The following is a 22165-nucleotide window of genomic DNA, read 5'->3' as shown; positions in this document are numbered from 1 at the left end:
GGAGGAATACCTATGGATAATAAAAAAATTTCAATAACAAAAAATCGCAGATTATATAATGGGCTATTGCTTGTAATTTTTACAGCAATCCTTTTTTTTATAACGATTCATAAACTAGAGACAAATAAATTCAATTTAAAAATAGGAGACATAGCCACTACTAATATTAGAGCTACTAAGGATTTGGAAGATATCTATACTACTGAAAAATTGAAGATTGATGCAATGAATAAAGTAGAGCCAAGATACAGAATATCTCCATCGGTCCAAATGACCATGAAAAATACTATTAAGGATTTCTTAGATACCACTAGGGATATTAAGGCTCAGGAAAGTATCAGCATAAATAAAAAAGCTCACCTTCTTAATGAGAAACAAGAACTTGGGCTAAGCTCTAAGGAAATTTATATTGCCCTTAGAATGGATTATAAATCTTTAAATAATTTTGAGAATAATTTGATGGATTTAATAAACCAAGTAATGGGAAATGGCATTAAAGAAACAGAACTTGAATATGAGAAAGAGAACTTAGTAAAAACTTTTGAGTCTTTAGATATGAAAGATGAGGAAAAACAACTAGGTCTTTTGCTTATGAATGCCACTATAAGGGCAAATGAATTTTTGGACAAGGCGGAGACAGATAGGAGAAAAGAGGAAGAAGCGAAAAAAATAGAAACAGTTATCCTAAAAGAAAATGAGATCATAGCATCACAAGGAACTACAATAGGTGAAAGAGAACTAGAGTTAATTAGAGAGTCGGGGCTATTAAAGGAAGATAATAAGATTCCAATAGGTGTGATAATAGGGACAGTTATGTTAATATCATTGGGAATGTCTATTATCGTTGGATATATATATTTATTTAATAATGAAATACTATATAATAATCGTTTGTTAATATTACTTATTATTATATTATCATCTATAATAATATGCAAAGAAATGTATTTAATTTCTCCATATATAATGCCAGTAGCGACAGCTGCCCTATTAATTTCCATGCTAATAGAACCAAAACTAGGATTATTAGTAAATATGTTTCTATCTTTCTTTTTAGGATTTATATTAAGACTCGATGCTAGTACAATTACTATGTATATGATATCAGGAGGCATTGCTGCATTAATAGCTATTAAACAAGAACAAAGATACAATATTTTGCTTAATGGTTTCATTGTTGGAGCTATTAATCTTTTGGCTTTAACATCCTTTAAATTAGCTAAGGGAGTAGGAGGAATAGATTCAGTTACAACAGCGGGATATAGCTTTCTGAATGGTATTATAGCTGCAATTTTAACTTTAGGATCTTTACCAGTATGGGAAAATGCGTTCTCAGTTTTGACTACATTGAAATTACTTGAATTATCAAATCCTAATCAACCATTATTAAAAAAATTGTTATTAGAAGCTCCTGGAACGTATCATCATAGCATATTAGTTGGCAACCTCTCTGAGGCAGCAGCAGAATCTATATCAGCCAACCCATTGTTAGCTAGAGTAGCATCATACTATCATGATATAGGCAAGACAATAAGACCTTATTACTTTGCAGAAAATCAATTTGGCATGGAAAATCCTCATAATAAATTGCAGCCTATGCAAAGTACCACTATAATTACATCTCATACTATTGATGGAATGGCTTTAGGTAAAGAAAAAAAATTGCCTAAGGAAATAATTGATATAATAGAGGAACATCATGGAAATACAGCTGTGGCATATTTTTATTATAAAGCAAAAGAACTAGATAAAGATATAGATATATCTATAGATGCCTTTAGATATAGAGGCAGGAAGCCTCAGACGAAAGAGGCAGCAATCGTGATGTTGGCTGATTCTTCTGAGGCTGCTGTAAGAAGCATGAAGGATTTAACAAAGGAAAAAATTGAAGATATGGTTAGAAAAGTAGTTCAGGGGAAACTAAAGGACGAACAGTTAGACGAATGTAATGTGACATTGAAGGAAATTGAAATTATTATCCACTCTTTTGTAAATGTATTAACTGGAATATACCATGATAGAATTGAATATCCAAATGTAGAAGAAAAATCGGAGGCATAAATAATGGAAATATTTATAGATAATAGGCAAGATAAAGTTGAAATTAATGAAGAGATATCTGAAATAATACAGAAAGTAGTTAATGAAGTTTTAAGTTTTGAGAACAAGTCCTTAGATTGTGAAGTTAGTGTATCTTTTGTAGATAATCAAGAGATAAAAGAGTTAAATAGAGAGTATAGAGGAGTAGATAAAGATACAGATGTATTATCTTTTCCTATGGAGGATGAATTTTTCATCGAGGGACCTATATTATTGGGAGATATAATTATATCTATGGAAAAAGCTTTAGAACAATCTGAGGATTTTGGACATTCCCTTTATAGAGAAATAGCGTATTTAACAGCTCATTCAATGTTTCATTTATTAGGATATGATCATATGGAAGATGAAGAAAAGAGTATAATGAGAGAAAAAGAAAAGGAAATAATGAAGAGATTGAAGATATTCAAAGATAATAAAGGGGAGTAGTATAATGAAGAAAAAGACTATCATTGATAGTTTTAACTATGCAGTATCAGGTATTATTATAGCATTAAAAACTGAAAAAAATATGAGGATACACTATTTAATTGCTATTTTAGTCATAGCATTAAGTCTTTTTTTTGATTTTTCGAGGGCAGAGTTTCTCCTATTGCTATTTGCAATATCCTTAGTAGTTGTAGCAGAGATGGTTAATACTGCATTGGAAAGAGTAATAGACTTAATTACAGAAGATTATCATCCATTGGCACGATTAGTAAAGGATGTAGCTGCTGGAGCAGTCCTTATTGCTGCTATAAATTCTATAGTAGTAGGATATTTACTTTTTTTTGATAGATTAAGTTCATATACAGATTTATTATTATTTAAAATAAGAAGGTCAGATATTCATCTTACTTTTGTAGCTTTGTTATTTGTTATATTATTAACCATAGGATTAAAAGCAAAGTTTTATAGAGGAAGGGGGACTCATTTTCAAGGAGGAACAGTAAGTGGGCACGCAGCTGTATCATTCTGTATAGCTACCATAATAGCATTTTTAGCACAAAATATGTTAGTTACAACCTTAACTTATGGTCTTGCTATTTTAGTAGGTGAAAGCAGGATTGAAGGTAAGATTCACACTTTTTTAGAAGTTTTATTAGGAGCTGTACTAGGAATATTAGTAGGAGTTTTAGTATTTCAAATCATAGGATAAGGGGGAAAAAAATGAAATTTAAGATGAAAATTATTTTAATAGGAATTTTAATAGCATTATTATCTAGTAGTTGTAAAAAACAAAACGTTGAAGAACCACCAGTAGTGGAAGAATCAGAGGACGTAGTAAAAGAAGATGAGGTTGTAGAAGAAGTACCAAAAAAAGAAGGAATACCTTCACCTATTAGTGGAATATATGCAGAAGAGGTAAAGGTAAATAGAAGACCAGTAGCAGTTATGTTTGATAATCACCATAGTGCAAGATGGCAATCAGGACTAAAAGATGCAGAAATAGTATATGAATTTTTAGTAGAAGCTCCGTATACTAGATATATGGGTATATATTTAATAAATGATCCGCCATCCATAGGACCAATTAGATCTGCTAGGCCTTATTTTATAACATCATCTTTAGAGTATGATGCTGTTTATGTTCATGTAGGTGGTAGTGAACAGGCTAAATCAGATATAAGAACTCTAAAAATAGCTGATATTGATGGATTATCTAGCTCCAATAAAGTCTTCTTTAGAAAATCTCATAAAAAGGCTCCGCATAATACTTATTCCAGTATGGAAGTCATAAGAGCGACACAGGAAGAAAGAAAATATAAATTAACTGGAGAGTATACTCCGTTTAAATTCAGAGAAGATGAAGCTGACATAGAGGGGAATATTGCTAATAAGTTAACTATTAAATATATGAAAAATAATACGACCCAGTATAATTACGATGAAGAAAAGAAAGTATATACTAGAGAAAAAGATGGTAAGCTACATATAGATGAGATAGATGAAACTCCAATTGTAGCTAAGAATATAATAATTCAAGAAGCAAAGACTAAGGTATTAGATAAAGAAGGTAGGCTAGAAATTCAATTAGTAGGCGAGGGAGAAGGAAAATACATAACAAATGGAAAAGTTATGGATATAAAATGGGTAAAAAAATCAAGAAATGATAAAACTTTATACTATAACCCAGCAGGAGAAGAAATAGTTTTAAATCCAGGAGTTACATGGATTCAAGTAATTAATGCAAAAACTGAGATCATAATAGAATAGCTTCCAAAAGAAGCTGACAAAATTGTCTAAATAACCTTTGGATATGAATTTTGAATTGATAAAGAGGAGGTATTCTGTGAATACAAGGGAATTAATAAAAAAAGCTTTAGAGGCTCAGAAAAAGGCTTATGTGCCATATTCTAATTTTCATGTTGGTGCAGCATTACTTACAGAAAATGATGAAATATTTACTGGTTGTAATATAGAAATAGCATCCTACTCACCTACTTTATGTGCAGAGAGAACTGCTATCTTCAAGGCTATATCAGAAGGTCATAAAAAAATTAAAGCTATAGCAGTAGTTGGAGATGCAGATTTTACTTATCCTTGTGGAGTTTGCAGGCAGGTAATTAGAGAATTTGGCAAGGATGCTATAATAATTATAGCTAATTCAGAGGACGAATATAGAGAATATAAATTAGAAGAACTGCTACCACATAGTTTTGGACCAGAAGATTTAGCGGATGCAGATACTAGGAGTGAAAAAAATGTATAAATCAGGATTTGTTGCAGTTATAGGAAGACCAAATGTTGGAAAGTCAACGTTACTAAATCAAGTTATAGGGGAAAAAATATCTATAATATCAGATAAACCTCAGACTACAAGAAATAAAATTCAGCTTGTATATACCGAAGAAAATTGTCAGATAATTTTCCTTGATACACCAGGAATACAAATGCCTAAAAATAAACTTGGTGAATATATGCTAAAAGTATCAAAAAGTACTTTAGAAGAAGTAGATGTTGTTACATTTATGATAGATGATAGTATGGAAATTGGACCTATGGATAACTTAATAATAGAAGATTTAAAAAAGATATCTACTCCAATAGTATTATTAATAAATAAAACTGATAAGCTGAACGAAGGACAGATATTAGAGTTAATAGATAAATATAGGAAGATGGAAATGTTTGAAGAAATAATACCTATATCTGCAATGAATAATACTAATATAGATAGATATATAGAAGCATTGAAAAATAAACTGCCAGAAGGTCCCCAGTATTTTCCAGAAGACATGATAACGGATCAACCTGAAAGATTTGTTATTGCTGAAATTATAAGAGAAAAGGCTCTTTTAAATTTAGAAGAAGAAGTGCCTCATGGAATTTATGTAGAAATAGATGGAGTCAAAGAGAGAGAAAATAAAAATATTATAGATGTATTTGCAAATATCTATTGCGAGAAGGAATCTCATAAAGGTATAGTAATAGGAAAAAATGGAGCTAAATTAAAAGAAATTGGTCAAAATGCAAGAATGGATATAGAGGCACTTTTAGGTAGCAGAGTAAATCTTCAACTTTGGGTTAAGGTAGAAAAAAATTGGAGAGAAAGAGATAACAAGGTAAAATACTTTGGTTATAAATAATTAGGGGAATTATATGTTAAAAACAGAAGGAGTAGTACTGAGGGAACTAAGATATAGAGACACATCCAAGATACTTAGTGTATATACAAAAAAATATGGAAAGATAGCAGTGATGGCAAGGGGAGCTTATAGACCTAAGTCTCAGATTATAGCCAATACTCAGCCTTTTTCATATAATGAATATCAATTATATAGGGGTAAAAATTTTTTCTACCTTAATCAAGGAGATATAATAGATTCTTTTTATTCCATAAGAGAGAGAATAGAGAGAGTCACCTATGGATATTATATGCTTGAGTTAATTGATAAATCAATACCGGAGGAACAAGAGAATGAAAAGCTTTTCAACCTTCTAATAAAAGGTTTGACAGTCTTATCTTCTTTAGAGAATGATTATTTAAAATTTATCGCAGCTTATGAACTTAAATTTATATCCTTCTTAGGATATAAACCTTATTTGGATAAATGTGTTTTATGCGGCTCTTTTAATAAAAATAACATCAAATTTAGTATTTATGAAGGTGGGATAATCTGTGATAATTGCTTTGTCACGGACCCATTTAGTATACAAGTGAATAAGGAAATATATAAAGGGATGTGTGAACTTTTATATACATCACTGGAAAAAATATCTGACGTTGTTATTTCTAAGGATTCCCTTTATAAAATACATGAGATGATAGTAGAATATATATTGTATAATATAGATAGAAAAAAATTTAATAGTTTAAATTTAATCAAATCATTACAATAATTATCCTTTAGAATAGCTGTTTCTTTATAATAACAGTATATTTTGAAATACTATATACTTGACAATAAAATCAATTTTTGCTAAATTAATAATCATACAAAATGCATTACTATACGATGAGGAAGAAAATATCGATTGTAATTATTTAAGAGAGTCTAGAATGGTGAGAGCTGGACATAATTACTATTGACGAAAGGCACTTCGGAGTATACTTTATTAAGTGAATACTCTTTAGGGAGTATTAAATAGGGTGGAACCGCGGAAGTTAACCTTTCGTCCCTATGTGGGATGTAAGGTTTTTTTGTTGCCACTAATCGTAAAAATAAGGAGGTTTTTATATGTATTTTCAGGATTTAATGCTGAAATTACTAGACTACTGGGGAAATAAAGGATGTATAATATTAGAACCTTATGATGTAGAAAAGGGTGCGGGAACAATGAGTCCTCATACCTTTTTAAGGTCCCTTGGACCAGAACCGTGGAAAGTAGTATATGTGGAGCCTTCCAGAAGACCTGCAGATGCTAGATATGGTGAGAATCCAAATAGAGTTTATCAGCATCATCAGCTTCAAGTTATACTTAAACCATCGCCAGAAGAAGTCCAAGAGATGTACTTAGATAGTTTAAGGGTAATAGGTATTGATCCGCTTAAGCATGATATTAGATTTGTTGAGGATAATTGGGAAGCTCCAACTTTAGGGGCCTGGGGGCTAGGATGGGAAGTATGGTTAGATGGAATGGAAGTTACTCAATTCACATACTTTCAACAAGTGGGTGGTATTAACTGTGAACTGGAATCAGCAGAGTTAACCTACGGTCTAGAAAGAATAGCCATGTATTTACAAGATGTAGACAATATATTTGATATAAAGTGGAATAAAGATTTTACCTATGGAGATATTTTCAATAAGGCCGAATATGAACATTCAGTATATAGCTTTGAAAAAGCGGATATTGAAACTCTAAAAGGGCTATTCAATACTTATGAAGAAGAAGTAAAAAAGATACTAGACGACGGTCTTGTATTACCAAGCTATGATTATGTCCTTAAATGTTCCCATACATTTAATGTATTAGATGCAAGAGGAGCCATATCTGTATCGGAGAGAACAAATTATATAGGAAGAGTAAGGAATCTAGCAAGGATAGTTGCAGCAAAGTATATTGAGCAAAGAAAAGAAATGGATTATCCTCTATTAAAGAAGGAGGGTCATGATAATGAGTAAGAACTATTTGCTAGAAATAGGTGTTGAAGAACTGCCAGCAAGATTTGTTGGAGATGCTTTAGAACAATTACAAACCAATACTTCAAACTTCCTCAAGGAAGAAAGAATAAGCTATAATAGTATGAAAGTTTATTCTACACCAAGAAGATTAACATTGATAGTTGAGGGACTAGAAGATAAGCAGGAAGATTTAAAAGAAACAGTAAAAGGGCCAGCTAAAAAAATAGCATTTGACTCTGATGGAAATCCGACAAAAGCATTGCTGGGATTTATGAGAGGTCAAAACATAGATATAGCATCTATTTATGTGGAAGAGCATAATGGGATAGAATATGTTTATGCAGATGTTGTTAAAGAGGGCAAGGAAATAGAAGAAATATTAAAAGGAAATATACCTAATATAATTAAGTCTATTAATTTCCCTAAGTCTATGAGATGGGGAGGCAAAAATATAAGATTTGCTAGACCAATTAGATGGTTAGTTTCATTATTAGATGATAAAATTGTATCTTTTGATTTAGAAGGCATAGAAGCCTCTAATATTACAAAAGGTCATAGATTTTTAGGCAGCAATAGAATAGAGTTAAATAATGTTGATGAATATGTAGAAGCTTTAAGGAAAAACTTTGTCATAGTAGATCAAGAGGAAAGAAAAGATATTATTAAATATGGATCTGAAAGACTAGCAAAAGAAAAAGGCGGCAACTTACAACAAGATGAAAATCTATTAGATGAAGTAACTAATATAGTAGAGTATCCTACACCAATGATAGGTAGAATAAAAGAAGAATATTTATCTTTACCAGCAGATGTAGTTATAACTCCTATGAAAGAACATCTAAGATTTTTCCCTGTGTTAGATGATAAGAAAAGGCTGTTACCTTATTTTATTACAGTAAGAAATGGAAATGATGATTTTATAGAAACTGTTATAAAAGGAAATGAAAAGGTACTCGGTGCTAGACTAGAGGATGCTAGGTTTTTCTACATGGATGATGTAAAAAGACCATTGGAGTCTTATGTAGATGACCTTCAAAGAATAGTATTTCAGGAAAAACTAGGGACTTTATATGACAAGACTAAGAGAGTACAAAACCTAGGAATAAAGATAGGAGAGTATCTAGAAGTCGGAGAAGAGACTGAAAGAAACATAGAAAGAGCAGGGTATTTATCTAAGGCGGATTTAGTTACAAAAATGGTGAGTGAATTTACAGAACTTCAAGGAAAAATGGGTATGGAGTATGCAAGATGTTCAGAAGAAAATGAAATAGTTAGTTTAGCTATTTTTGAACAATATCTACCTAGATTTGCTGGAGATGAACTTCCAACAACTACTGCTGGTTCAGTTCTTAGTATAGCAGATAAGATGGATACTATTTCTGGATTATTTGCCATAGGTATACATCCAACAGGTTCTCAAGATCCTTTTGGCCTAAGAAGACAAGCGTTAGGGATTATAAATATAATATTAGACAAAAAACTAAACTTATCTATAAATGAATTGGTAGAAACAGCCCTTTATTTTTACGTAGAAGTAAATGGATTGGCCTTTGATTATAACAGGGTTAAAGATGAAATAATCGAATTCTTCAGTGGAAGAATAAGAAATATGTTTATGGATATGGGCATTAGATATGATATAGTAGAAGCAGTAATTAGTACAAATACTGATGATATTTATGATATGAAAATAAGGGCTAATAAATTAAATGAATGGTTAAAGAAAGAAGGTTTATCAGAGATATTATCAGCATTTAATAGAGTTGCAAATCTAGCAGAAAAAGCTATATCTGATGAAGTTCAAAGAGATTTGCTTACAGAAGATGAGATAGAATTATATGAAAGCTTCAACAATGTAGAAGAAAAGATAAATAGTTCGATTGATAAGAAAGAATATGATAAGGCATTAGATCAATTAGTAGTATTAAAAGAACCGATCGATAAATTCTTTGATAAAGTTATGGTAATGGTAGATGATGAAAAGATAAGAAATAATAGACTAGGTTTATTAAAGAAAATATACGATACTATGTTGCAAATTTGTGACTTATCAAAGATAGTTAATAAATAGTCCACTACTTACAAAACTGAAGTAGCAGGGATATTGGGGGGAGATCACTATTCAACTAAATGAGAGACAAGAAAAAATAGTAGATATAGTTAAAAGGAGTCAACCAATTACATCTGAAGCCATTGCAAGTGAACTGAAACTTACAAGATCAACCCTGCGACCAGATTTGGCCATCTTGACTATGTCTGGAATACTAGATGCAAGACCAAAGGTTGGATATTTTTACACAGGAAAAACTAGCCTATCTTATATTTCTGAAAAGATAAAAAACATAAAGGTATCTGATGTAAAATCTGTTCCTATAGTAGTAGATGAATCTACAAATCTCTATGATGCAATAGTGCTAATGTTTTTAGAGGATGTAGGATCTATATATGTTACTTCTAAAGGTTTTTTATCAGGTGTCGTATCGAGAAAAGACTTTCTTAGAAATGCTATGGGGGGTATGGATTTAAATAAGGTTCCTATAGGGATGATTATGACAAGGATGCCTAATATTGTGTATGTAGAACTAGAAGACAGTGTTTTAAATGCTGCAGTGAAATTAATAGACCATGAAATAGATAGTTTGCCTGTAGTGGAAGAAGATGAAAAAAACTATAAAGTAGTTGGCAGAATAACAAAAACAACAATAACAAGGTTATTTGTAGAATTAGGTAAAAATGATTAAAGGGGGTAAGGTTATGGACAAAAGCTTAACAATTTATGTACTATCAGATTCCATAGGGGAAACGGGAGAATTGTTATCTCGTGCAGCTTTAAGTCAATTCAATTCAGGAAGATATGAAGTAAGAAGATTCCCCTTTATTACAGCTGAAGACCAGATAAATGAGATATTTGAAGAAGCTAAAAATGAACCGAGTGTTGTAATTTATACTATAGTAATAGAAAAGTTAAAAAACTTTATAAGTGCCAAGGGACAAGAATTTAATATTCCAACAGTGGACTTGATGACACCAGCTTTAAATGCAATTGAATCAGTTCTTGAATATCAGCCTAAAAGAGAGTCAGGGCTAATTAGAAGATTGGATGAAAATTATTTTAGGAAAGTTGAAGCAGTTGAGTTCGCTGTAAAATATGATGATGGTAAAGATCCTAGGGGAATAAAGAAAGCAGATATTGTATTAGTTGGAATTTCTAGGACATCTAAAACACCTTTGAGTATGTATTTAGCTCATAAGAATTTTAAAGTAGCTAATGTGCCTTTAGTACCAGAAGTTCCAGCTCCAAGTGAATTATTCTTAAAAGATAATAGAAGAATAATTGGGCTTGTTGCTAATCCAGTAAAACTAAATGAAATTAGACAAGAAAGATTGAAGGCATTAGGCTTAGATGATAATGCAAATTATGCAAATGTAGATAGAATAAACTTAGAATTGGAATATTCTAAGGAAATAATGGAAAAACTAGGATGTATAGTAATAGATGTATCATATAAAGCAATAGAAGAAACTGCTGGGCTTATAATAGACTATATAAAGAAAAACTTCGGAGATAGAATCTTTGAATAGAAGTGTTAAAGATAGCACTTCTATTTTATTTGTGAAATGCTTAAAAATATTTAAAAAATATTTAATATAAAAGAAGGATTATTAAAACTTATGTTGTATATATATATTAAGAATAATTTATCAGTAAATATAAAGGGGTATATATATGAATATAAGATTAAGAACCGAGGAAATAGAAAAAAATAATTTATCCCAATATGCTATGCATAGTCAAAATTCTAAAGGAAGAGAAAAATTTGAAGAAAAATGTGATATAAGGACTGACTTTCAACGAGATAGGGATAGAATAATCCATTCTAAATCTTTTCGAAGATTAAAACATAAGACCCAAGTCTTTATTGCTCCAGAGGGAGATCATTTTAGAACAAGACTTACTCATACATTAGAGGTGGCTCAAATAGGGCGAACATTGGCTAGGGCTCTAAGGCTAAATGAAGATTTAGTTGAGGCCATAGCACTGGGACATGATTTAGGACATACGCCATTTGGGCATACTGGAGAAAGAGTATTAAATAAATTGCATCCAAAAGGTTTTAACCATAACGAACAGTCCATAAGAGTTGTAGATTTTTTAGAGCATAAGGATGATAGAATAGGATTAAATCTCACCTATGAAGTGAAAGAAGGTATAAGGAAGCATTCTGGTGATGAAAAATCACAGACATTGGAAGGACAAGTCGTTAAATATGCAGATAGAATTGCATATATTAATCATGATATTGATGATGCTATTAGGGCAGGAGTTATAAGAAAGGAAGATTTACCTGAGGAATGTGTAGAAATATTGGGAAAAACTCATGGTGAAAGAATAAATACTATGATTTTAGATATAATTAAAAATAGTATGGAAAAAAATACTATAATAATGAGTGCAGATGTTGGGGAAGCAACTAACGCACTAAGAAACTATATGTTTCAAAATGTATACCTTAATCAAGATGCAAAATCAGAAGAATCCAAAGCAGAATATGTTTTAGAACAACTATATATATATTATTTAAAAAATATAAATACACTGCCAGAAGAACATTTGAAAATCTATAAGAATATGCACTCGGAGATAGAAGATATTATTTGTGATTATATTGCAGGAACAACAGATAGATATGCAGTAAATCTCTTTAATAATATTTTTATACCAAAACCTTGGCAAAAATATTAAAAAAAAGAAGGATTTTTGATATTTATGTCGAATATATCTTATAGTGAAAAAATATTATAATAAATAAATTTTGGTAGGTGAGATATTCAGGTGATAATATGACGGGTTATATAAATGATGAAACAATTGAAAAGGTACGAGATGCTGCAAATATAGTTGATATTATTTCAGACTATATTCCACTGAAAAAATCAGGTGGAAATTATGTAGGATTATGTCCTTTTCATAATGAGAAGACACCTTCTTTTACAGTTTCAGATACAAAGCAATTTTTTCATTGTTTTGGCTGTGGAGAGGGAGGAGATGCTTTGGCTTTTATAATGAAAAAAGAAAACTTAACGTTCCCTGAAGCAGTTAAGTTTTTAGCTGATAAATTGGGAATTACTGTGGAAGAAGAAACTCCTAGAAATGAAAAGCTATATCAAGACAGAGATAGGGGTTATGATATTAATAGAGAAGCTGCTAGATTTTTTTTCAGCAATTTAACTAAAGAGAAAATTCCGTTATCCTATCTATATCAAAGAAAAATAAACAACAAAGTTATAAAACAATTCGGTTTAGGCTATTCTCTAAATAAATGGAATTCTTTGCATAAGTATCTTCAGGATAAAGGATATAAAAATGAAGAAATAGAGAAACTAGGGCTAATTGGTAAAAAAACCAATAGTGATGAATATTATGATAAGTTTCGAAATAGGATTATGTTTCCTATAATTGACACTAAAGGAAGAGTTATTGGATTTGGTGGAAGAGTTTTAGACAATTCGATGCCAAAATATTTAAACTCTCAGGAAACTTTTATATTCAATAAAGGAAATCATCTCTATGGATTGAACTTGGTCAATAAACTTTCAGATAGAAAGAGGATCATATTAGTAGAAGGATATATGGATGTAATTTCATTGTTTAGTAAGGGGATTAATTACGCAGTAGCAAGCCTTGGAACAGCTTTAACTGAAAGACAAGCAAAGCTGCTAAAAAGGTATGGGGAAAATGTGTATATCTGTTATGATTCAGATCAAGCGGGAATTAATGCTACAAATAAGGCGATTCAAATACTCTTGAAAGAAGGAATCGAACCTAAGGTAGTAACACTAGGGAAATTTAAAGATCCAGATGATTTTTTAAAGGAGAATACTATAGAAAAATTTGAAAATAGATTAAACGAAGCTCTCAACTATATAGATTTTAGAATACATGTTAATAAACAAAAATATAATATTAACGAGGCAGAAGGCAAAATAAAATTTACAATTGAAATAGCCAAAATAATAAAAGAACTAAAGTCTCCAATAGAAAAGGATGTATATATAAACAAAATTGCTGCTGAAATGAATATTTCAAAAGAAGCAATACAGAAAGAAGTATTTGGCAATAATATAAAAGGTGTAGAAAATAAAAATTTTAAAGAGAAGCTTACTATTTCTCCAGTTAGAACAATATTACCATCAGCAAGTCTTATTGCTGAGATTGACTTAATAAAATTAATGATTTTTGATAAAGAGTATTTTGATATACTAATCAGGGAGGTTTCTTTGGATGAATATGAGAATTTAGAATGTAGAGAAATCTTGAAGATAATGATAGAATTATACCAGAAAGCTGAAGATCTGGATGAAGACTTATTATATAAAAGGGTAAAAGAGTTACCAGGTATTGATACTGGATTACTTAGCTTGATCTTCGAAAGACCAATAAACTTTCTGCCTGAGAATATAGATCAGATGATAAAAGATCTAATAACCACATTAAAAATTAACAAACTAGAAACTAAGAGAAATAATATAAAAAAAGAGATTGAAGAATTAGAAAGAAAGAGTGTCAGGAATTCTAACGAGGATGAACGATTTCTTAAGCTGTGTATAGAACTAACTAATTTAAACAAAGAACTAAACCTCATGAGATATGAGGAAGGGAGGTAAACCAGTTGGACGAATTAAATAAAGACAATGAAAAAACAAATATGGCGAGAATAGAAGCAGTTAAGAAATTGATCGCTAAGGGAAAAAAGGAAGGGATATTAACATATAGTGAATTAATAGATAGTTTAGAGGAGATATCTTTAGATGCAGACCAGATAGAAGAGGTTTATCAGAGTTTGGAAAGTATGGGAATTGAAGTAGTAGGAGATAAAGAAGATAGCTTGTTGCTAGAAAAAGATGACATTGATGACGATATGGATGATGATATTGATAAGGAAGATTTAGATGAAGTAGATATAAAAGAAGATTTATCAGTACCAAAAGGCATCAATGTAGATGACCCAGTTAGGATGTATCTGAAGGAAATTGGTAAAATACCTTTATTAACAGGAGATGAAGAGATTGAATTAGCTAAGAGGATGCAAGAAGGTGATGAAGAAGCAAAAAAACAACTTGCAGAGGCTAATCTTAGGCTAGTAGTTAGCATTGCAAAGAGATATGTAGGTAGAGGTATGCTTTTCCTAGATTTGATCCAAGAGGGCAATCTAGGACTTATGAAGGCAGTAGAAAAATTCGATTATAAAAAAGGATTTAAGTTTAGTACCTATGCAACATGGTGGATTCGTCAAGCAATTACAAGAGCTATAGCAGATCAAGCTAGAACTATTAGGATACCTGTTCATATGGTTGAAACAATCAATAAATTAGTTAGAGTACAAAGACAACTAGTGCAAGAACTAGGAAGAGATCCTAGTCCAGAAGAAATAGGTAAAGAAATGGGTATGGAAGTGGAAAAGGTTAGAGAAATAATGAAAATAGCACAGGAACCAGTTTCTTTAGAAACTCCTATTGGTGAAGAAGAAGATAGTCATTTAGGAGACTTCATACCTGATGATGAGGTACTAGCTCCTGCAGAAGCAGCTACATTTACAATGCTTAGGGAACAATTGATTGATGTATTAGATACTTTGACACCTCGAGAGCAAAAAGTATTAAGGCTTAGATTTGGTTTAGATGATGGTAGAGCTAGAACCCTTGAAGAAGTTGGTAAAGAGTTTGAAGTTACAAGAGAAAGAATTAGACAAATAGAAGCTAAGGCTTTAAGAAAGTTGCGTCATCCAAGTAGATCTAAAAAATTGAAGGATTTTCTAGAATAATAAAGATTCGCTTAAGCGAATCTTTAATTATACTTTTTGGAAAGGAAGAAATAAGAGATGAAATTATCAGAAAGATTACTAACCCTAGCAAATCTAGTACCTAAAAATTCCATAGTAGCTGATATAGGCACAGATCATGGATATATACCAGCATATTTAATAGAAAATAAGATATCTAAAAAAGTGATAGGGACAGATATATCTAAGGGTTCATTAGATAAAATAATAGAATATGTAAAGGAATTAGGATTTGAAGATAAAATTGATAGCAGATTAGGAGATGGACTAGAGGTAATTAAACCCTATGAGGTAGATACTGTAATTATTGCAGGAATGGGAGGTTTACTTATTAGGGATATCCTTGAAAAACATAAGGAAATATCAAATTCTATAATTGATTTTATATTGCAGCCTATGGTAGCTGCTAAAGAATTAAGACAATATCTAATAGAAAATAATTTTGAAATTATAAAAGAAGAGTTAGTAAAAGAAGAAAATAAATATTATGAAATAATCCATGCAAAAAAAGGTAAAACATTTATAGAAAAGGAAATCTATTATGAGATTAGTCCAATTTTAATACAAAATAAGCATCCCTTATTAAAAGAATATATAGAAGTTAAGATGATTGCAGCTAAAAAAATTTTAAAGGAAATAGAAGGTATAGATACAGAAAAATCTAAAGAAAGATACCTAATCTTAGAGAAAACTATAAAGGAATATGAGGAGGTTCTAAGGAAGATTGAAGGCTAAAGAAATAATAGAGTTAATGAATGATTGGGCATTGCCGATACTAATAGATCATTGGGATAATACTGGCTTTCAAATAGGCGATGAGAATAAAGAAGTAAATAGAATCTTAGTTGCTTTAGATTTGGACATGGAAGTTTATGAAAAAGCAGTAAAAGAAGACTTCGATATGATAATAACTCATCATCCACTTATATTTAAGCCAATTAGCAGTATAACTACATCGAACTATAAGGGAAAGCTTATACATGATTTAATCAGGAATGAAATAGTAATATATAATGCTCATACAAATCTAGATCAAGCTGAAAATGGAGTTAATGATGAGTTGGCAAAGCTCTTAGAACTCTGCAATCCTACGGCATTAAAGCTGAGCAACCTAGACTTTGAATCATCATATGGATATGGAAAGGTAGGTGATATAAAGGAAATTGAGTTAGTAGATTATATAAAACAGATTAAAGAAAAGCTAAACACAGATAGCTTGATAGTATACGGTAATCAAGAAAGAAAGATTAATAGAGTTGCCATTTGTGGGGGTAGTGGATCAGAATTTATCTATGATGCATATAAACAAAAGGCATGTATTTATATAACAGGGGATATAAAATATCACGATGCACAACTAGGTGCTGAACTAGGACTTACTATTATAGATGCAGGGCATTATCATACAGAAAAGGTTATATTGCCTGTTATAAAAGAATATTTAGAGAAAGAAAAAAATTGCAATATTTATGTAGAAATATGGGAAAGGCCAAGTCCATTATATAAAATATATTAACCTTAAGGGAGTGAGAATATGGAACAACTAGATTTATTGAGGAATTTAGAGGAGCACCATAATTCACTTAAAGTATATCAAAAGGAATTATTCAATTTAAAAAATGATTCAATGGTTAACAAAACCGAAGAAAAGATACTAGATACTGAAGAGAAGCTTTCAAGGCTTAAATCCAGCCAAGAAAAGATTAAAGATAGATTAAAACAATCAAATACAAGGTTAAAAGATTATAATTTCAAGATTGAAGAAATAGAAAATAACTTATATAAAGGACAAATAACTGATTTAAAACAGCTTGAATACTTAAATGATGAAAAGGATAAACTAAAGGAGATAATCAGTGATACAGAAACCGAAATAATAGAGTTTATGGATGAAGTAGAAAATATAGATGAAGAACTGTTAGCCATCGAAAGGTTTCTTGAAGATATTAAAAATAAAAATAATGAGTTGAAAAGTAAATATAAAGATTTAGAAGAAGGTCTAAAAGATAAGATTAAGTCGGAAGAAGATGAAATTATAGCATTAGAAAGTAAAATTGACGTAAATCTATTAAACAAATATAATATGATCAGAAAGAATAAAGGAACAGGAATGGCTGAAGTGAAAGATACAATATGTTCTGGTTGTAATATGCTAATCCCTACAGTTTTAATAGATAGATTGAATAACCAAAAGGAACTGATTTATTGTGAATGCTGTGGTAGAATATTATGTAAACCATAGAAAATATATCCTTTGCACATTTTGACGATTTGTGGTATATTATATACGAGTAAGTTGGATGGTCGCGTGTGGTAACACATGAGGAAAGTCCGTGCTCCATAGGGCAGGATGCTGGATAACGTCCAGTGGGGGTGACCCTAAGGATAGTGCAACAGAGATATACCGCCAGAACTCTTTCTCGGCATTTGCTTGGACTGTAGTGAAATAATCCATGGAGATTATCTGGTAAGGGTGGAAAGGCGAGGTAAGAGCTCACCAGCATTTAGGTGACTAAATGGCTCTGTAAACCCCATCTGGAGCAAGACCAAAAAGGAACATAAAAGGTGGTAGCCCGCTGCCGTTCCAATGGTAGGTCGCAGGAACCTATCGGTAACGATAGGTCTTAGATAGATGACCATTTAAACAGAACACGGCTTATAGACTTACTCGTATACATAATGTGAAACCTAAAGGGGTATAACCCTTTAGGTTTCTTTGTTTTTGAATATCCAATAGATTTATTTAAATTACTTAAATATATAATTTTTTCATTAATGAATTAATGTTAGATTACTGGGTATTTATTAGAAGGATAAATAGCAACCAATGAAATCTCTCATAGTTTTAAAGGACAAACTATTAAACTATTTGGCTAACTATCATATAATAGAGGAGGAAATAAATGAAAATCAATGTTAAACTAAAAATCATAGTAATAGTCTTATTAATTTTTTCATTAAGCAGTACAGTATCAGTATTTTACCAACTAGAGAAAATGGATGCTGATAGTAGAGTAATTAATGATGCTGGTTCCGTCAGGGGAGGGAGTCAAAGGCTTATTAAGTTGGAGTTAGTAGGTCAAAACTCTGATGAACTTATTGATTCAATAGAAAAAAAGATAAACGGATTAATCGATGGAGATTCTGAATTAGAATTGCCAAGGGCTACAGATGAAGATTTTATTTCAGCTATGGAGAAAGTAAGAATAGACTGGGAAGATATAAAGGAAACCATATATGAAAGTAGAAAAAGTGGTGATAAATCTAATCTAATAAGTAAAAGTGAGAACTTCTTTGATACCACTAATAAAGCTGTTTCTGTAGCAGAAGATTTTTCAAGGGGAAAGGTAATATTTCTTAAAATATTTCAAGTCATAATATTTGTTCTAAACCTAATAATTTTGGCATTTATATGGATTATGAGCAACAAAGGAATTTCTAGGCCGCTTATGCATTTATTTGAGGCTATAGATACATTGGATGTTTCGGAAAATATACCAGAAGAATTTATGGCTAAAAAGGATGAAATAGGACTATTATCTAATGCATTTCAGAAGGTCATAGATAGATTAAGGCATCTTATAAATAAGATATCAGAACTGTCTAATGAAGTAGCAGATTTTTCTGAGGAACTTAATTTAACGATTAATCAATCGGCTATCGCAACAGATGAAGTTGCTAGGGTAATAGAAGAGATTGCCAAAGGTGCAAATGAGCAGGCAGAGGAAACTGGAAGAGGAGCAATGGATATAGCCTATTTAGGTTCTTTAGTAGAGCAAGAACAGGAACTATTAAAAGAACTAAAAAAGTCTACTGAAGAGGTAAATACACTAAAGAATGAAGGAATTGAAATTATAAAGGAGCTTGTTGAAAAAACGGCGGCTAATAATGAGGCATCTCTAAAAGTTAGAAAGGTAGTAATGGATACCAGTAAAAGTGCAGAAAAAATTGAAAACGCAAGTCATATGATAAAGAGTATTGCAAGCCAAACTAATCTATTAGCATTGAATGCGGCTATAGAGGCGGCAAGGGCGGGAGAAGCAGGTCGTGGTTTTGCAGTGGTAGCGGAAGAAGTAAGGAAACTTGCGGAAGAATCTAATAATTTTACTGAAGAGATATCAAAAATAGTAATTGATCTTATTGAGAAAGTTGATCACGGTATAGTTATCATAGGAGAGGTGGAAAAAATAGCTGTTTCACAGACAGAAAGCGTAGAACTAACCAATGATAAATTTGAAGGAATAGCTGCTTCTATAGAAAGGATCAAAGAAGCCACAGAGATTATAAATAAATCTGGACAAGAAATGATAGGGAGAAAAGATGAAATTATAAGTGCTATGGAAAATTTATCTGCCATATCAGAGGAAAATGCAGCAGGAACACAAGAAGCTTCAGCTTCAGTGGAAGAGCAGACTGCATCAATGCAGGAGATTGCCAATTCTAGTGATTCCTTATCTGAACTGGCGATTAAGATGAAGGAAAGCATTGATAAATTTAAATCTTAAAATTTAGATTTAAATCTCAAATATATAACTGAATATTTCACAGCATTCATATATATTCAGATAATATATGAATGCTGTGTTTTTGTGCCTTGTTTTAATTGGTGATTAAGCTATTTAAAGATGTTAGATTATTAGTATAGTTTTTAAACTTATATTGTAATTTATTAGCTTTTCTATTATACTCAATTTAATATGAATATACCACAGAAAATACCTAATAGATGAATCTACAGATAAAATTGAAATAAAATTGAGGTGAAAGAATATGGGACCTAATATACTAGGTGATATTTATCAAAAGAATACTAACAAAGAAATCCGAAAATCAATAGGCCAATACTATACACCTGATTTTATTATTAAATATATACTTAAGAAGACAATAGGAAAAGCAGATATTATAAAAAATCCTTATATCAGTGTTATAGATATTTCTTGTGGAGCAGGATATTTCCTGATGGAGGCTTATAGTATTTTAAAAGAAAAATTTTTATTAAGTTTAGAAGAACTAAGGGAAAAATACGGAGAAGATATATATACCTTAGAAAAAGAAGGACGGATATATAGTTTAAATGGAATTGATTATTGGAGAAAAGAAAATATTCATTACCATATATTAAAGCATTGTATTTATGGGGCAGATAAAGATAAAACTGCAGTAAATTTAACTAAAATAGGATTATTGGGAAAAGAGCCAACTAGTAAAATAGAAGAATTGAATATAGTGGAATGCGACAGTTTATATAGATGGGAAAAAAATTACATAGATGAATGCAAATTAAAAGAAGAAAATAAACTTATAGAGTTTTGGAGGAAAAAATATAATTATGTAATCGGTAATCCTCCATATATAGGACATAAACAATTGGATATGAGATATAAGCAGTGGTTACTTCAGGAGTATGATAGTGTATTTAAGGATAAATCAGATATTTCTTTTTGTTTTTTTAAGCGAATAATTGATATTTTATCTCCAAACGGTATAAGCGGGATTATTACCTCAAGATATTTTATGGAAAGTCCAACGGGAAAACATTTAAGATCATATCTAGCAAATAATGTAGATATTCTAGAAATAGTAGATTTTTATGGAGCAGAGATATTTAAAGGGATTGGTGTTGCAACAGCAATATATTTTTTTAAGAATGATAAGTCAGATTATAATAAGGTTACTGTAAATAAATTAATAGATGATGGAAATCAATTTGAAGATTTAAAAGATCTACAGGAAGTTATAAAATCTGACCTATTTGAAAGATTTGATGTAGAACAAGTTAATTTATATACAGATAGATGGATATTATCACCTAAGAGCATTCTTAATATATATAAGAAAATAGAAAGTAAGGCGAAAAAAAGGCTGGGAGATGTGGTTACATCCTTTCAAGGAATTATAACAGGATGTGATAAGGCATTTGTATTAACATCAGAAGAAATAGAGAAAAATAATATTGAAAGAGAATTATTAAAAAGATGGATAAAAAATAGAAATGTGGAAAGATATCAAGTCTCAGATACGGATTTATCTCTGATTTATTCAGATTTAATTCAATCAGAAAAAAAGTATCCTAATAGCATAGAGTTTATTAGAAACTATAGGGAAAGATTAGAAAATAGAAGAGAATGCAAAAATGGCGCAAAAAAATGGTATCAATTACAATGGGGACGAGACACAGCATTGTTTGAACAACCTAAAATTGTATTTCCATATAAAGCTAGTAGAAATAGATTTGCATTAGATTATAATAACGTATATTGTAGTGCAGACGTATATTCTATAATTATTAAAGAGGAATATAAGAATGAAATTCCATTAGAATATCTTGTAGGATTGCTTAACTCTAGTATTTATGAATTTTATTTTAAACTATTTGCTAAGAAGATGGGGAGAGGAATATATGATTATTATCCAAATTCTGTACTAGATATGAAGATAATAACTGAGGATATAATTGATGATGTAGTATGTAGAGTAAAACAAATAATGGATTTGCTATTAATATTAGATGAGGATATGGATAATAAAAGATTGGTAGAAGAAAGAATATATAAACTAGAGGGAGAAATAGATAGAATTATAGGAGGTTATTTTAATATAGATGAAGAAGAATATAAAATTTATAGAAGATATTTAAAATAAATTAATCTATACTATATCTTTCAAATTGTT

19 protein-coding genes and 1 other RNA gene are annotated in these 22165 nt (G+C 30.6%); all 20 read left to right on the top strand.

Annotated elements, in window-relative coordinates; translation table 11 throughout:
• Positions 1 to 12: 12 nt before the first annotated feature.
• The 20 genes from KQI38_RS16355 (at position 13) to KQI38_RS16260 (ending at position 22135) form a co-directional block, all read left to right on the top strand.
• Positions 13 to 2061, top strand: a complete 2049-nt coding sequence (locus KQI38_RS16355) for an HD family phosphohydrolase (protein WP_216561269.1) — start codon at positions 13 to 15, stop codon at positions 2059 to 2061.
• Positions 2062 to 2064: 3 nt separating this feature from the next.
• Positions 2065 to 2529 (top strand): rRNA maturation RNase YbeY, encoded by a 465-nt coding sequence (ybeY, locus tag KQI38_RS16350; RefSeq protein WP_216561267.1) that lies wholly within the window; start codon positions 2065 to 2067, stop codon positions 2527 to 2529.
• 4 nt (positions 2530 to 2533) lie between these two features.
• Entirely contained in the window at positions 2534 to 3238 is a 705-nt protein-coding gene (locus tag KQI38_RS16345) for a diacylglycerol kinase (RefSeq protein ID WP_216561265.1), read from the top strand.
• 11 nt (positions 3239 to 3249) lie between these two features.
• Positions 3250 to 4296 (top strand): DUF3048 domain-containing protein, encoded by a 1047-nt coding sequence (locus tag KQI38_RS16340; RefSeq protein ID WP_216561263.1) that lies wholly within the window; start codon positions 3250 to 3252, stop codon positions 4294 to 4296.
• Positions 4297 to 4372: 76 nt separating this feature from the next.
• Positions 4373 to 4792 carry a cytidine deaminase gene (locus KQI38_RS16335; RefSeq protein ID WP_216561261.1) on the top strand — a complete coding sequence of 140 codons (420 nt, stop codon included), beginning with the start codon at positions 4373 to 4375 and terminating at the stop codon, positions 4790 to 4792.
• A complete protein-coding gene (gene era / locus KQI38_RS16330) occupies positions 4785 to 5669 on the top strand; it encodes a GTPase Era (RefSeq protein ID WP_216561259.1) in 885 nt (294 codons plus the stop codon). Before KQI38_RS16335 ends, era begins: the two co-directional genes overlap by 8 nt.
• Positions 5670 to 5682: 13 nt before the next feature.
• Positions 5683 to 6423: a DNA repair protein RecO gene (gene recO, locus KQI38_RS16325; protein WP_216561257.1), complete on the top strand. Its 741-nt coding sequence runs from the start codon at positions 5683 to 5685 to the stop codon at positions 6421 to 6423.
• 338 nt (positions 6424 to 6761) lie between these two features.
• A complete protein-coding gene (gene glyQ / locus KQI38_RS16320) occupies positions 6762 to 7649 on the top strand; it encodes a glycine--tRNA ligase subunit alpha (protein ID WP_216561255.1) in 888 nt (295 codons plus the stop codon).
• A complete protein-coding gene (gene glyS / locus KQI38_RS16315; protein WP_216561253.1) occupies positions 7642 to 9720 on the top strand; it encodes a glycine--tRNA ligase subunit beta in 2079 nt (692 codons plus the stop codon). Before glyQ ends, glyS begins: the two co-directional genes overlap by 8 nt.
• A gap of 43 nt (positions 9721 to 9763) precedes the next feature.
• On the top strand, positions 9764 to 10390 hold the full coding sequence (gene ccpN, locus KQI38_RS22670; protein WP_338114484.1) for a transcriptional regulator CcpN: 627 nt from the start codon (positions 9764 to 9766) through the stop codon (positions 10388 to 10390).
• 13 nt (positions 10391 to 10403) lie between these two features.
• Positions 10404 to 11231, top strand: coding sequence for a pyruvate, water dikinase regulatory protein (locus KQI38_RS16305; RefSeq protein WP_094899514.1), 828 nt, complete (start codon positions 10404 to 10406; stop codon positions 11229 to 11231).
• Between the two features lie 145 nt (positions 11232 to 11376).
• Complete coding sequence (locus KQI38_RS16300; RefSeq protein WP_094899516.1) at positions 11377 to 12393, top strand: deoxyguanosinetriphosphate triphosphohydrolase; 1017 nt, start codon at positions 11377 to 11379, stop codon at positions 12391 to 12393.
• Between the two features lie 98 nt (positions 12394 to 12491).
• Positions 12492 to 14315, top strand: coding sequence for a DNA primase (gene dnaG, locus KQI38_RS16295; RefSeq protein ID WP_216561251.1), 1824 nt, complete (start codon positions 12492 to 12494; stop codon positions 14313 to 14315).
• A gap of 5 nt (positions 14316 to 14320) precedes the next feature.
• Complete coding sequence (gene rpoD, locus KQI38_RS16290; RefSeq protein ID WP_094899520.1) at positions 14321 to 15472, top strand: RNA polymerase sigma factor RpoD; 1152 nt, start codon at positions 14321 to 14323, stop codon at positions 15470 to 15472.
• A gap of 57 nt (positions 15473 to 15529) precedes the next feature.
• Positions 15530 to 16225: a tRNA (adenine(22)-N(1))-methyltransferase gene (locus KQI38_RS16285; protein ID WP_094899521.1), complete on the top strand. Its 696-nt coding sequence runs from the start codon at positions 15530 to 15532 to the stop codon at positions 16223 to 16225.
• Positions 16215 to 17006 (top strand): Nif3-like dinuclear metal center hexameric protein, encoded by a 792-nt coding sequence (locus tag KQI38_RS16280; RefSeq protein WP_094899522.1) that lies wholly within the window; start codon positions 16215 to 16217, stop codon positions 17004 to 17006. The genes KQI38_RS16285 and KQI38_RS16280 overlap by 11 nt, the downstream gene beginning before the upstream one ends.
• Positions 17007 to 17024: 18 nt before the next feature.
• Positions 17025 to 17732: a zinc ribbon domain-containing protein gene (locus tag KQI38_RS16275; RefSeq protein WP_216561249.1), complete on the top strand. Its 708-nt coding sequence runs from the start codon at positions 17025 to 17027 to the stop codon at positions 17730 to 17732.
• A gap of 46 nt (positions 17733 to 17778) precedes the next feature.
• Positions 17779 to 18165: RNase P RNA component class A (gene rnpB, locus KQI38_RS16270), an RNA gene on the top strand.
• Positions 18166 to 18393: 228 nt separating this feature from the next.
• Positions 18394 to 19995 (top strand): methyl-accepting chemotaxis protein, encoded by a 1602-nt coding sequence (locus KQI38_RS16265; protein ID WP_216561247.1) that lies wholly within the window; start codon positions 18394 to 18396, stop codon positions 19993 to 19995.
• A gap of 265 nt (positions 19996 to 20260) precedes the next feature.
• Entirely contained in the window at positions 20261 to 22135 is a 1875-nt protein-coding gene (locus KQI38_RS16260) for an N-6 DNA methylase family protein (protein WP_216561245.1), read from the top strand.
• Positions 22136 to 22165: the final 30 nt, after the last annotated feature.

This window comes from Tissierella carlieri (assembly GCF_018917285.1).
Lineage (GTDB): Bacteria > Bacillota > Clostridia > Tissierellales > Tissierellaceae > Tissierella > Tissierella carlieri.
Note: the sequence above shows the minus strand (reverse complement) of the source record. Positions and strands in the feature narration are given on the sequence as shown.